A 12451-nucleotide genomic window follows, 5' to 3' on the forward strand; every position below is an offset into this window, starting at 1 on the left:
AAAAGTAGTAGCCAACAATGATGCCAATGGCAGCCCATGCCGTTCATGGCGGCCTGGCCTTTTACTTTTGATGGAGAGAAGACATGACCGTCTGCAACTTGCCTCCCCCTACTTCCTCATACAACACAGCCGCCTTTACGACGCCCGAATCAAATCCCACCCGGCATAAACGTGGCATCGCCACCCCCGACAAACTCTGGCCACAGCATTCAGTCCTGAAGATAGCTTTGCTGGATATGACGGACGCGCAGAAGACGCTGGTAAAAGCCAATATAAGAAAATGGACGCCTCACACCAACCTGCACTTCAAGTTCGTCGATACAGCGCATGGCGATATCAGAATTACCGCAAATAACACGAGCACTGCAGGCTGGTCGTACATTGGAACGGACGCAAAAAATATCTCCCCCTCTGAACCGACGATGAGCATTGGCTTCGGCAGTTCGCCGGAACGTATTGAGGCGCAGGTGCTACATGAGTTTGGTCATGCGCTGGGTTTAAGGCATGAACACCAGCATCCGGATCGGACATTGGTATTTGATGAGGATGAAGTTTACAAAGATTACGAATCCCGAAATAAAACAAGAGGTGACGCTTACCACGACGTCCTCAAGAAATCACACCGCAGCACCGTGAAAACTTCACCTTACGATGAACAATCAATCATGCATTACAGTTTTTCCAAGCCCCGATTGAAAAGTCCAAACGAAATCCCTAAACCGTTGCAACTGTCGGACGGCGATAAGGGTTTTATTCAATCGTTTTATCCGCAGGACAGCACGCCTGCGGGGCAACTGATTTATACGTTGATGAAGGTGTTAATCAAAACTGATCGCCCTCCAACTGTGTAATACCTCCTCTACTTCACGGGCCCCAAGTTCGCCTCACTCATATCCAGCTCTGCCAGCACCTCTCGCAACACGTCATCACCAATCTGGTGATGACGGCTCAAGCTGTAGAGCTCCAACCGCTGCGCGCGCAGCGCCTTGAGACGCAACTTTCGCTCCAGTTGGTCCATCTGCTGTGCCAATGCCTGGGCTTCGGCCGAGTCATTGAACACTTCCAACTGATGGCGATATTCCGACATCAGGCGTGCCTTGAGTTCAGTGGCCAACGCGGCCTGGGCGGCGTCCTGGGTTGCGATGTCAACGGGCTCCTCTGCCTCCAAGGCATGGATCGCCGCCACGGCGGTTTTTTTCCAGGCCTCGCGCACTTCGTTATGGCGCTTTTCATCCGGACTCTTTTCAACGCCGCGCAAGAGCAGCGGCAGGGCGATGCATGCGGCGATCAGTGACAGCAGGATCACACCGGCCGCGATAAAGATCAGCAGGTCTCGCTCGGGGAAACTCTGGCCCGGCACCAGCAACAATGGCACCGACATTACACCGGCCAGGGTCACCGCACCGCGCACTCCGCCCACGGTCAACAGCCAACAGGAACGCGCGGTCGGCACCAGGGTCAACTCACTTTTCCCACGTAGCCGCCGGAGTAAACCCGACAGGCGCCAGATGCTCTGTACCCAGATAAAGCGCAACACCACCAGCACCAGAAAGATCGCAATCACATCCAGGCAGCGATACAACAAGGCGGGCCACAGCGTCGGCTCATGACTGACCACGGCCTTGATGATGTCCGGCAGTTGCAGGCCCAGCAGCAGGAAGATCAGGCCATTGAAAGCAAACTCCAGCAATGACCAGACACTGCGATTGAGCAAACGCGTGCTGGTCTGGCGAGGCAACAGGTCGAGCCAGCTTTGCATCATGCCCGCCGCGACCGCCGACAAGATGCCCGAGGCGCCGAGGCGTTCGGCCAGCACGTAGGCCGCAAACGGCAGCAGCAACATGAACACCACGTGCGTTGCCGGGTCATCCCAACCTCGAGCAATCATCCAGGCACGCAGGCGGCCGACCAGCCAGCTCAGCGCCACCCCGACCGCCAGGCCGCCCACGGCCACCAAAACAAAGGTCAGGCTGGCATCGGCCAGAGAGAACACGCCGGTCAATGCTGCGGCCAAGGCGAACTTGAAGGTCACCAGGCCCGAGGCATCATTCATCAACGCTTCGCCCTGGAGCATATGCATCAGCGGTGTCGGCAAGCGGTTCTGGGCAATCGCCGACACGGCCACGGCATCTGTCGGCGACAACACGGCAGCGAGGGCGAAGGCCACCGGCAGCGGGATCGTCGGCAATAGCCAATGAATGAAGTAGCCAGCACCGACCACGGTGAAAAGCACCAGGCCGACGGCCAGCGTCAGGATCGGCCCACGCAGGCGCCACAATTCGCGCTTGGGCATGCGCCAGCCATCGGAGAACAGCAGCGGTGGCAGGAATAGAAACAGGAACAGCTCCGGGTCCAGCGCCACATGCAGCCCCAGTGTGGGCCAGGCCAGCAAGGCGCCAGCGGCAATCTGCACCAGGGGTAACGGCAGGGGGATGACACGCCCGACCAGACGCGAAACGCTGACCAGCATCAGCAGGATAAGAACGGTGTAGGCGGTTTGCATAACGCGGTTTCCCGGACAATCGACTTGCAACGACACATCAGGCAACAACCAGCCGTTGAAGTGCCATATTACCCGGCTATGTTAAGCGCTGGCTTTTGCACAAAGGTCGCACGATGCTGACGAGCGGCACCCAAACCCGCTGGTCGTGGCATAATCCGTGATCTTTCATTTTCATTGGCACTGACATCAGTAAAGCAGGGGGGGCAATTCCTTGACCGCTTCAAGCAAAACGTTGCACCTTTTCGGCATCAAAGCCTGCGACACCATGAAAAAGGCGCGCACCTGGCTCGATGAGCACGCGGTGAGCTATGAGTTCCACGACTACAAAACGGCCGGTATCGACCGTGAACACTTGACCCAATGGTGCAACGAGCACGGTTGGCAGGTGGTTTTGAACCGTGCGGGCACCACCTTTCGCAAACTCGAAGACGAACGCAAAGCCGATCTCGATCAGTCGAAAGCCATTGAATTGATGCTCGCACAACCTTCGATGATCAAGCGTCCGGTGCTTGATCTCGGTGACAGAACCCTGATTGGCTTCAAGCCAGATAGTTATTCGGCGGCCCTCAAGTAGGCCAGCCCTTCCATTTTTGTAGAGGTAACAGCATGTCCAATTCCCTGTTCAGCCTGGGCTTCGGCGTCGGCACTCAGAACCGCCAAGGTGCTTGGCTGGAAGTGTTTTACGCACAACCCTTGCTCAACCCATCGGCTGAAATCGTTGCCGCCATCGCGCCGATCCTCGGCTACAGCGAAGGCAACCAGGCGATCACCTTCACCGTCGCCCAGGCCCTGCAACTGGCTGACGCGCTCAAGGGCGTCGACGCCACCCAAGCCGCTCTGCTGAGCCGTCTGGCTGAAAGCCACACGCCGCTGGTTGCGACCTTGCTGGCCGAAGACGCCGCACTGACGTCCACCCCAGAGGCCTACCTCAAGCTGCACCTGCTGTCCCATCGCCTGGTCAAGCCACACAGCCTGAGCCTCGCCGGTGTGTTCCCGCAGTTGCCGAACGTGGCCTGGACCAGCCAGGGCGCAATCGACATCAATGAGCTGGCCGAACGCCAACTGGAAGCACGCCTGCGTGGCGAGTTGCTGGAAGTGTTCTCGGTGGACAAGTTCCCGAAAATGACCGACTACGTGGTACCGAGCGGCGTGCGTATCGCTGATGCCGCGCGTATCCGCCTGGGTGCCTATGTGGGCGAAGGCACCACCGTGATGCACGAAGGTTTCGTCAACTTCAACGCCGGCACCGAAGGCCCGGGCATGATCGAAGGCCGTGTATCGGCTGGCGTGTTCGTCGGCAAGGGTTCGGACCTGGGCGGCGGTTGCTCGACCATGGGCACCCTGTCGGGCGGCGGCAACATCGTGATCAAGGTCGGAGAAGGCTGCCTGATCGGCGCCAATGCCGGTATCGGTATCCCGTTGGGCGACCGCAACACCGTGGAGTCGGGCCTGTACGTGACCGCCGGCACCAAGGTTGCATTGCTGGACGAGTCGAACCAACTGGTCAAGGTGGTCAAGGCGCGCGAGCTGGCCGGCCAACCGGACCTGCTGTTCCGCCGCAACTCCGAGACCGGTGCCGTGGAGTGCAAAACCCACAAATCGGCCATCGAACTGAACGAAGCGCTGCACGCTCACAACTAAGCAGCCACTCGATGCCACTAGCGGGCCCCGACCCTGGGGCCCGCTTATACGAGTCTTGAACACCATGCTAGTGCCCTCCCCCTGGCGCGCCGACTTTCCGGCCATCGCCACCCTGCAACGGCAAGACCAGACCTACCTGGACAACGCCGCCACCACGCAAAAACCCCAAGCCTTGCTGGATGCCATCAGCCATTACTACGCCAATGGCGCCGCCAATGTGCACCGTGCCCAGCATTTGCCGGGAGCCCATGCGACCCAGGCTTTCGAGGACAGTCGCAGCAAGGTTGCGCAGTGGTTGAATGCAGGTGACAGCGGGCAAATCGTGTTTACCCACGGCGCGACGTCAGCGCTGAACCTCTTGGCTTATGGCCTTGAGCACTTATTCAATGCGGGCGATGAGCTTGTCATCAGCGCCCTGGAACACCACGCCAACCTATTGCCGTGGCAGCAACTGGCCAAGCGTCGCGCGCTCACACTGGTGCTATTGCCGCTCGACGATGACGGCGTGATCGACCTGCAAGCCGCCGCCGAGTTGATCGGCCCGCGTACGCGCCTGCTGGCGGTGAGCCAACTGTCCAACGTCCTCGGCACCTGGCAGCCGCTGCAAGCCTTGCTGGCGTTGGCCCAGACCCACGGCGCCCTGACAGTGGTCGATGGCGCCCAAGGCATCGTCCACGGCCGTCACGACGTGCAGGCCCTGGGCTGCGACTTCTATGTGTTTTCCAGCCACAAGCTGTACGGCCCCGACGGCGTCGGCGTGCTGTATGGCCGCAACGAGGCCCTGCATCACCTGCGCCATTGGCAATTCGGTGGCGAGATGGTGCAACAGGCCGACTACCACAGCGCCAGCTTCCGCCCGGCACCGCTGGGGTTCGAGGCCGGCACCCCACCGATTGCCAGCGTGATCGGCCTGGGCGCGACGCTGGACTACCTGAGTTCGCTGGACCCAAAGGCGATTCTCACCCATGAAGCGGCCCTGCATGACTACCTGTTGCGCGGGCTGCAAGCGCGCAAGGGTGTCCGTGTGCTGGGTTCGCCGCAGGCGGCGCTGGTCAGCTTTGTGGTCGAGGGCGTGCACAACGCCGACCTTGCGCACCTGCTGACCGAGCAAGGCATTGCCGTACGTGCCGGGCATCATTGCGCGATGCCGCTGCTCAAGGCGATGCACTTGTCGGGTGCGATCCGCGTATCCCTGGCGCTGTATAACGACTCCGATGATCTGGAGCGCTTCTTCGAAGCGCTGGACCAGGCGCTGGATATGCTGCGATGAGCCTGCCGGTGGATGCAGTTGCCGCGCTGGAGGCCTTTCAGTCGGTGGGCAGCTGGGAGCAACGCGCGCGAATGCTGATGCAGTGGGGTGAACGTCTGCCCGTATTGGCGGATGAGGAGAAGGTCGATGCCAACCTGGTGCAGGGCTGTGAGAGCCTGGTGTGGTTGGTGGGGCGCTTCGAGCACGGTCATTGGCAATTCGCCGCGAGCAGCGATGCGCGGATGATTCGTGGCTTGGTGGCATTGCTGCTGGCGCGGGTCAATGGGTTGTCGGCGGACGAGTTGCAGGCGGTCGACTTGCCTGACTGGTTCAATCAACTCGGGCTTTCCCGCCAACTGTCGCCATCGCGCAGCAATGGCTTGAATGCAGTCCTGCAGCGCATGCGAACGCTAAGCCATACACAGGACTAAAGGTGGGCGGGGCGGTGCGATTCAGGCGGGTTTGACCCGCTCGGAAGGCCTGCGCACCCCGGCCACAATCTTATCCACCGCCTTGGTCGCCGCGACCATGCCGAAGGTCGCCGTCACCATCATCACCGCGCCAAACCCACCGGCGCAGTCGAGCTTCACCCCATCACCGACAAAACTCTTCTGCAAACAGATGCTGCCATCCGGCTTGGGATAACGCAGTTGCTCGGTGGAAAACACACACGGCACGCTGTAATGACGGGTCACGGTGCGGGAAAAGCCGTAGTCACGGCGTAAGGTGGAGCGCACTTTCGACGCCAACGGGTCATTGAAGGTGCGGTTCAGGTCGCACACCTGGATCAGCGTCGGGTCGATCTGCCCGCCGGCGCCGCCGGTGGTGATGATCTGGATCTTGCGGCGCTTGCACCAGGCGATCAGCGCGGCCTTGGCGTTGACGGCATCGATGCAGTCGATCACGCAATCGATGTTGGGCGTGATGTATTCGGCCATGGTCTCGCGGGTCACGAAATCTGCCACCGCATGCACCGTGCAGTCCGGATTGATGCCGCGCAAACGCTCGGCCATCACCTCGACCTTGGGCTTGCCCACGGTGCTGTCCAGGGCGTGCAGCTGGCGGTTGCTGTTGCTGACGCAGACGTCGTCCAGGTCGAACAGCGAAATCTCGCCCACCCCGCAGCGGGCCATGGCTTCCGCCGCCCACGAGCCCACGCCGCCGACACCGACGATCGCCACATGGGCCGCTTTCAAGCGTTCCAGGCCTTCAATGCCATACAAACGGGCGACGCCTGCAAACCGCGGATCTTCTGTGCTCATGACCATTACCCCAAAAACCGGCGCGCATTATGGACTACGTAGCGACAAGTTCGAAGCCACAAGCTACAAGTAAAGAACTTAGAGGGTGTTTCGCTGACTAACGTCCGGCTTTTCTCTGTCTGCTATACGCTCAGGGAGCGGCCGGTGTAGGATGCGCGCCGTTCGGCGCAGGCCGACACCTCTTTTCGTTCCGCACCCTTTGGAACCCGAAATAGCCATGTCATCGCGTAAATTTGGACTCAACCTGGTGGTAGTGCTGGCAATTGCCGCGCTGTTCACCGGCTTCTGGGCGCTGATCAACCGCCCGGTCACTGCTCCCAACTGGCCCGAGCAGATCTCCGGTTTTTCCTACTCGCCGTTCCAGCAAGGCCAGTTCCCGCAGAAAGACCAGTACCCCACCGACGAACAGATGCGTCGCGATCTGGAGATCATGAGCAAGCTGACGGACAACATCCGTACTTACTCGGTCGACGGCACATTGGGGGACATTCCCAAGCTCGCCGAAGAGTTCGGCCTGCGCGTAACGCTGGGGATCTGGATCAGCCCGGATCTGGAGCGTAACGAGCGCGAGGTCCAGCGCGCCATCGAGATCGCCAACAGCTCGCGCAGTGTCGTGCGGGTTGTCGTCGGTAACGAGGCCCTGTTCCGTGAAGAGATCACCCCTGAAGCGCTGATTGTGCTGCTGGACCGGGTGCGCGCCGCCGTGAAAGTCCCGGTGACGACCTCCGAGCAATGGCATATCTGGGAAAAGAACCCGCAACTGGCCAAGCACGTCGACCTGATCGCCGCGCACATCCTGCCGTTCTGGGAATACATCCCGATGGACAAGGCCGGCCAGTATGTCCTCGACCGCGCCAAGGATCTGAAGAAACTGTTCCCGAAAAAGCCGCTGCTGCTGTCGGAAGTTGGCTGGCCAAGCAACGGTCGTATGCGCGGTGGCAATGAAACGTCCCCGGCAGACCAGGCGATTTACCTGCGTACGCTGGTGAACAAGCTGAACCGCCAGGGCTACAACTACTTCGTGATCGAGGCGTTCGACCAGCCGTGGAAAGTCAGCGACGAAGGCTCGGCCGGCGCTTATTGGGGCGTGTATAACGCCGCGCGCCAGCAGAAGTTCAACTTCGAAGGGCCCGTCGTTGCCATCCCGCAATGGCGCGTCCTGGCGATCGGATCGGTGGTGCTCGCATTGCTGTCGCTGACCCTGCTGATGATTGACGGCTCATCCCTGCGCCAGCGTGGCCGCACCTTCCTGACCTTTATCGCGTTCCTCTGCGGTTCGGTACTGGTGTGGATCGGCTACGACTACAGCCAGCAATACAGCACGTGGTTCAGCGTGACCGTCGGCATTTTGTTGGCCCTGGGCGCCCTCGGCGTATTCATCGTGTTGCTGACCGAAGCCCACGAACTGGCGGAAGCGGTCTGGACCCACAAGCGCCGGCGTGAATTCCTGCCGGTGGAAGGGGAATCAGACTACCGCCCGAAAGTGTCGATCCATGTGCCGTGCTACAACGAGCCGCCAGAGATGGTCAAACAGACCCTCGACGCCCTGGCCGCCCTCGATTACCCGGACTACGAAGTCCTGATCATCGACAACAACACCAAGGACCCGGCGGTATGGGAACCGGTGCGCGACTACTGCGACACCCTCGGCCCGCGCTTCAAGTTTTTCCACGTCGCACCCCTGGCCGGTTTCAAGGGCGGTGCACTGAACTACCTGATCCCGCACACCGCCAAGGATGCCGAAGTGATTGCGGTGATCGACTCGGACTACTGCGTGTCGCCGAACTGGCTCAAGCACATGGTGCCGCACTTCGCCGACCCGAAAATCGCCGTGGTGCAGTCGCCGCAGGACTACCGCGACCAGAACGAAAGCACCTTCAAGAAGCTCTGCTACGCCGAATACAAAGGCTTCTTCCATATCGGCATGGTCACCCGTAACGACCGCGACGCGATCATCCAGCACGGCACCATGACCATGACCCGTCGCTCGGTGCTCGAGGAGCTGGGCTGGGCCGACTGGTGCATCTGCGAAGACGCCGAACTGGGCCTGCGGGTATTCGAGAAAGGCCTGTCGGCGGCGTACTACCACGACAGCTACGGCAAGGGCCTGATGCCGGATACCTTTATCGACTTCAAGAAACAGCGTTTCCGCTGGGCCTATGGCGCGATCCAGATCATCAAGCGTCACACCGCCAGCCTGCTGCGCGGCAAAGACACCGAGCTGACCCGTGGCCAGCGCTACCACTTCCTCGCGGGCTGGTTGCCGTGGGTGGCGGACGGCATGAACATCTTCTTCACCGTCGGCGCGCTGTTGTGGTCGGCGGCGATGATCATCGTGCCGACCCGGGTCGACCCGCCGCTGCTGATTTTCGCGATCCCGCCGTTGGCGTTGTTCGTGTTCAAGGTGGGCAAGATCATCTTCCTGTACCGCCGTGCGGTGGGCGTGAATCTCAAGGACGCGTTCTGCGCCGCCCTGGCTGGCCTGGCGCTGTCCCACACCATCGCCAAGGCGGTGCTGTATGGCTTCTTCACCACCAGCATTCCGTTCTTTCGTACACCGAAAAACGCGGATAACCACGGCTTCTGGGTAGCAATTTCCGAAGCCCGCGAAGAAATGTTCATCATGCTGCTGCTGTGGGGCGCGGCGCTGGGGATCTACCTGGTGCAAGGCCTGCCGAGCAATGACATACGTTTCTGGGTGGTGATGCTGCTGGTGCAATCGCTGCCGTATGTGGCGGCATTGATCATGGCGTTCCTGTCGTCGCTGCCAAAACCGGCCGTGGCACCTGAGCCTGCACCTGCGGCTTAAAAACTTGCGCAATGCACTAAACGGCGGCCTCTGGCCGCCGTTTTGCTATAAGATAACGGCCGTTTTGTCTGCCCGCCCTGCTCTTCCAAACATGCTTTCCGGAGTTTTCCCATGACGGCCCATGCCGACCTTTCGCCGACCCTTCAACTTGCCATCGACCTGATCCGTCGTCCCTCGGTTACGCCGATCGACGCCGATTGCCAGAAGCTGATGATGCAGCGCCTGGGCGACGCCGGTTTTGCGCTGGAGCCGATGCGTATCGAGGATGTGGACAACTTCTGGGCCACCCATGGCAAGCACGAGGGTCCGGTGCTGTGCTTCGCCGGCCACACCGACGTGGTCCCCACCGGTCCGGTGCACGCCTGGCAGAACGACCCGTTCGACGCATTGATCGACGAAAACGGCATGCTCTGCGGGCGTGGCGCAGCGGACATGAAGGGCAGCCTGGCCGCGATGCTGGTGGCGGCGGAGCGCTTCGTCAGCGACTACCCGGACCACAAGGGCTCGGTCGCTTTCCTGATCACCAGCGATGAGGAAGGCCCGGCGCACCACGGCACCAAGGCCGTGATTGAGCGCCTGGCGGCGCGCAAGGAGCGCCTGGACTGGTGCATCGTCGGCGAACCGTCGAGCACCACCCTGGTGGGCGATGTGGTCAAGAACGGCCGTCGCGGCTCCCTCGGTGCCACCCTGACCGTGCGCGGTGTGCAGGGCCATGTGGCCTACCCGCACCTGGCGAAGAACCCGATCCACCTGGCCGCACCGGCCCTGGCCGAACTGGCCGCCGAACACTGGGACAACGGCAACGCCTTCTTCCCGCCGACCAGCTTCCAGATCTCCAACCTCAACTCTGGCACCGGCGCCACCAACGTGATTCCGGGTGACCTGACGGCGGTGTTCAACTTCCGTTTTTCCACCGAATCCACTGTCGAAGGCCTGCAACAGCGGGTTGCGGCGATTCTCGACAAGCATGGCCTGGACTGGCATGTGGAGTGGGCGCTGTCGGGCCTGCCGTTCCTCACCGAGCCGGGCGCATTGCTCGATGCGGTGTCGGCCAGCATCAAGGCGATCACCGGGCGTGAGACCCAGGCCTCCACCAGTGGCGGTACCTCCGATGGGCGCTTCATTGCGACCCTCGGCACCCAGGTGGTCGAGTTGGGCCCGGTGAATGCGACGATCCACCAGGTCAACGAGCGGATCCTGGCCAGCGACCTCGATGTGCTGACCGAAATCTATTACCAGACCCTGATCAAGTTGCTCGCCTGATGCTTGCCTGCCCCATTTGCAGCGCACCGCTCAACGCGGTGGACAATGGCGTGGCGTGTCCCGCCGGGCACCGTTTCGACCGCGCGCGCCAGGGTTACCTGAACCTGTTGCCGGTGCAGCACAAGAACAGCCGCGACCCGGGCGACAACCTGGCCATGGTCGAGGCGCGTCGTGACTTTCTCAACGCCGGGCACTACGCCCCGGTAGCCAAGCGCCTGGCCGAGCTGGCCGCCGAACGTGCACCGCAGCGCTGGGTGGACATCGGTTGTGGCGAGGGTTACTACACCGCGCAAATCGCCGCGGCCCTGCCCCATGCCGATGGCTACGCGCTGGACATTTCCAAGGAAGCGGTCAAGCGCGCGTGCAAGCGCAACCCGGCGCTGACCTGGTTGATCGCCAGTATGGCCCGCGTGCCGTTGGCCGACGCCAGCTGCCAGTTCCTCGCCAGTGTGTTCAGCCCGTTGGACTGGCAAGAGGCCAAGCGCCTGCTCAGCCCGGGCGGCGGCCTGATGAAGGTCGGCCCTACCAGCGGCCATCTGATGGAACTGCGCGAGCGCCTGTACGACGAAGTGCGCGAGTACACCGACGACAAGCACCTGGCCCTGGTGCCGGACGGCATGAGCCTGGCGCACAGCGAAACCCTGGAATTCACGTTGAGCCTGGCCGAGCCCCAGGACCGCGCCAACCTGCTGGCCATGACCCCTCACGGCTGGCGCGCCAGTGCCGAACGCCGTGCCGAGGTGATCGAGGCGGCCGAACCGCTGCTGGTCACGGTATCGATGCGCTACGATTATTTCGTGCTTCAATAACCGACTTTTAAACATCCGCGAATGGATTTTCGAATCCCGCAACGAGGAATATCCATGCGCCAACCCGATATCGAGATTTACCTGAAGGACGCCGACGTCGACTACAAGGCCATCGCCGCTTGGCTGGGCACCGCCCTGGGCCCTTGCAGCGACTGGGTCCAACGTGGCCAGACCTACAAATGCAAGGCCGGCAATGTGCCGGTCACCTGGCTGCCGAAAGCCGTAGGCAAGTGGAACAGCCTGTACCTGGAAAGTGACCAGACGCCGTGGGAAGACGACATTGCCTGCGCCCGCGCTGCGTTTGCTGCACTGAACGTGGAAGTGCGCTGCGCGCCGGGAAGCTGGGTCGAGGAGGAAGGTGAGGAAAGCGCCGACACCTGGATACGCATCAGCGCAGACGGTGAAGAGCAGATCACCTGGAAAACTGCCTGAGCCTGAGCGGGAAACCACAATCAACATGTGGGAGGGGGCTTGCCCCCGATAGCGGTGTATCAGCCAATGTATTCAGTGACTGACACTCTGCCATCGGGAGCAAGCCCCCTCCCACATGGGTTCAGTGGTGAACTTACAGGCCGACCACATCCTCCGCCTGCAACCCCTTCTCGCCAGTCACCACGGCATATTCCACCTGCTGGCCCTCGGCCAACGAACGGTGGCCATCGCCGCGAATGGCGCGGTAGTGCACAAACACATCCTTGCCATCTTCACGCTGGATAAAGCCATAGCCCTTGGCGTCGTTGAACCACTTCACATTGCCTGTCTCGCGCGTTGCCATCTGTTCACTCCCACTTGATTGTTATTGTTGAGCCGGTCGCGTTGAACTGCCGAGTATAAGACAGGCTCAAAAACGATCAACTCAAGTTTACATCGCTGCTTTTTTGCCGATTTTCGGCGAATACGGCACACTACCCGCCC

General features: G+C 61.1%; 12 protein-coding genes. 9 read left to right on the top strand and 3 right to left on the bottom strand.

The annotated features are described in order from the left end of the window. Positions 1–83 precede the first annotated feature (83 nt). On the top strand, positions 84–851 hold the full coding sequence (locus HDC32_RS14105; protein WP_184744470.1) for a M12 family metallopeptidase: 768 nt from the start codon (positions 84–86) through the stop codon (positions 849–851). An 8-nt stretch (positions 852–859) separates the two neighbouring features. On the opposite strand, the gene HDC32_RS14110 is transcribed toward HDC32_RS14105, so the two are convergent. After that, positions 860–2503: a Na+/H+ antiporter gene (locus HDC32_RS14110; protein WP_131697260.1), complete on the bottom strand. Its 1644-nt coding sequence runs from the start codon at positions 2501–2503 to the stop codon at positions 860–862. 265 nt (positions 2504–2768) lie between these two features. Here HDC32_RS14110 and HDC32_RS14115 point away from each other — a divergent pair, with 265 nt between their 5' ends. The 4 genes from HDC32_RS14115 (at position 2769) to HDC32_RS14130 (ending at position 5824) form a co-directional block, all read left to right on the top strand. Next, on the top strand, positions 2769–3077 hold the full coding sequence (locus tag HDC32_RS14115) for an arsenate reductase (protein ID WP_231982825.1): 309 nt from the start codon (positions 2769–2771) through the stop codon (positions 3075–3077). Positions 3078–3109: 32 nt separating this feature from the next. Continuing rightward, on the top strand, positions 3110–4144 hold the full coding sequence (gene dapD, locus HDC32_RS14120; protein WP_184744472.1) for a 2,3,4,5-tetrahydropyridine-2,6-dicarboxylate N-succinyltransferase: 1035 nt from the start codon (positions 3110–3112) through the stop codon (positions 4142–4144). A 64-nt stretch (positions 4145–4208) separates the two neighbouring features. Then, complete coding sequence (locus HDC32_RS14125; protein WP_184744474.1) at positions 4209–5414, top strand: aminotransferase class V-fold PLP-dependent enzyme; 1206 nt, start codon at positions 4209–4211, stop codon at positions 5412–5414. Next, a complete protein-coding gene (locus HDC32_RS14130; RefSeq protein ID WP_131697263.1) occupies positions 5411–5824 on the top strand; it encodes a SufE family protein in 414 nt (137 codons plus the stop codon). Before HDC32_RS14125 ends, HDC32_RS14130 begins: the two co-directional genes overlap by 4 nt. A gap of 21 nt (positions 5825–5845) precedes the next feature. Here the strand turns inward: HDC32_RS14130 and tcdA are convergent, their stop codons facing one another. Continuing rightward, a complete protein-coding gene (tcdA, locus tag HDC32_RS14135) occupies positions 5846–6661 on the bottom strand; it encodes a tRNA cyclic N6-threonylcarbamoyladenosine(37) synthase TcdA (protein WP_131697264.1) in 816 nt (271 codons plus the stop codon). A 211-nt stretch (positions 6662–6872) separates the two neighbouring features. On the opposite strand from tcdA, the gene HDC32_RS14140 reads away from it, so the two are divergent. The 4 genes from HDC32_RS14140 (at position 6873) to HDC32_RS14155 (ending at position 11968) form a co-directional block, all read left to right on the top strand. Continuing rightward, on the top strand, positions 6873–9464 hold the full coding sequence (locus HDC32_RS14140) for a glycosyltransferase (RefSeq protein WP_131697265.1): 2592 nt from the start codon (positions 6873–6875) through the stop codon (positions 9462–9464). Positions 9465–9575: 111 nt separating this feature from the next. After that, entirely contained in the window at positions 9576–10727 is a 1152-nt protein-coding gene (gene dapE / locus HDC32_RS14145; RefSeq protein ID WP_131697266.1) for a succinyl-diaminopimelate desuccinylase, read from the top strand. Beyond that, positions 10727–11536: a putative RNA methyltransferase gene (locus HDC32_RS14150; RefSeq protein ID WP_184744476.1), complete on the top strand. Its 810-nt coding sequence runs from the start codon at positions 10727–10729 to the stop codon at positions 11534–11536. Before dapE ends, HDC32_RS14150 begins: the two co-directional genes overlap by 1 nt. A gap of 54 nt (positions 11537–11590) precedes the next feature. Beyond that, positions 11591–11968 carry a hypothetical protein gene (locus tag HDC32_RS14155; protein WP_065938761.1) on the top strand — a complete coding sequence of 126 codons (378 nt, stop codon included), beginning with the start codon at positions 11591–11593 and terminating at the stop codon, positions 11966–11968. 133 nt (positions 11969–12101) lie between these two features. Here HDC32_RS14155 and HDC32_RS14160 read toward each other — a convergent pair whose 3' ends face one another. Then, the gene (locus HDC32_RS14160) at positions 12102–12311 is read right to left on the bottom strand and encodes a cold-shock protein (protein ID WP_032891681.1); all 210 of its coding nucleotides are present in this window, start codon (positions 12309–12311) and stop codon (positions 12102–12104) included. Between the last annotated feature and the right edge of the window lie 140 nt (positions 12312–12451).

This window comes from Pseudomonas sp. JAI120 (genome assembly GCF_014207255.1).
GTDB lineage: Bacteria > Pseudomonadota > Gammaproteobacteria > Pseudomonadales > Pseudomonadaceae > Aquipseudomonas.

What these genes read in the sequence shown, in the direction of transcription:
- HDC32_RS14115 (WP_231982825.1), top strand. Translation starts at nt 2,769, where the DNA reads ATGAAAAAGGCGCGCACCTGGCTCGATGAGCACGCGGTGAGCTATGAG.
- dapE (WP_131697266.1), top strand. Translation starts at nt 9,576, where the DNA reads ATGACGGCCCATGCCGACCTTTCGCCGACCCTTCAACTTGCCATCGAC.
- HDC32_RS14125 (WP_184744474.1), top strand. Translation starts at nt 4,209, where the DNA reads ATGCTAGTGCCCTCCCCCTGGCGCGCCGACTTTCCGGCCATCGCCACC.
- HDC32_RS14110 (WP_131697260.1), bottom strand. Translation starts at nt 2,503, where the DNA reads ATGCAAACCGCCTACACCGTTCTTATCCTGCTGATGCTGGTCAGCGTT.
- HDC32_RS14130 (WP_131697263.1), top strand. Translation starts at nt 5,411, where the DNA reads ATGAGCCTGCCGGTGGATGCAGTTGCCGCGCTGGAGGCCTTTCAGTCG.
- HDC32_RS14140 (WP_131697265.1), top strand. Translation starts at nt 6,873, where the DNA reads ATGTCATCGCGTAAATTTGGACTCAACCTGGTGGTAGTGCTGGCAATT.
- HDC32_RS14150 (WP_184744476.1), top strand. Translation starts at nt 10,727, where the DNA reads ATGCTTGCCTGCCCCATTTGCAGCGCACCGCTCAACGCGGTGGACAAT.
- tcdA (WP_131697264.1), bottom strand. Translation starts at nt 6,661, where the DNA reads ATGGTCATGAGCACAGAAGATCCGCGGTTTGCAGGCGTCGCCCGTTTG.
- HDC32_RS14105 (WP_184744470.1), top strand. Translation starts at nt 84, where the DNA reads ATGACCGTCTGCAACTTGCCTCCCCCTACTTCCTCATACAACACAGCC.
- HDC32_RS14160 (WP_032891681.1), bottom strand. Translation starts at nt 12,311, where the DNA reads ATGGCAACGCGCGAGACAGGCAATGTGAAGTGGTTCAACGACGCCAAG.
- dapD (WP_184744472.1), top strand. Translation starts at nt 3,110, where the DNA reads ATGTCCAATTCCCTGTTCAGCCTGGGCTTCGGCGTCGGCACTCAGAAC.
- HDC32_RS14155 (WP_065938761.1), top strand. Translation starts at nt 11,591, where the DNA reads ATGCGCCAACCCGATATCGAGATTTACCTGAAGGACGCCGACGTCGAC.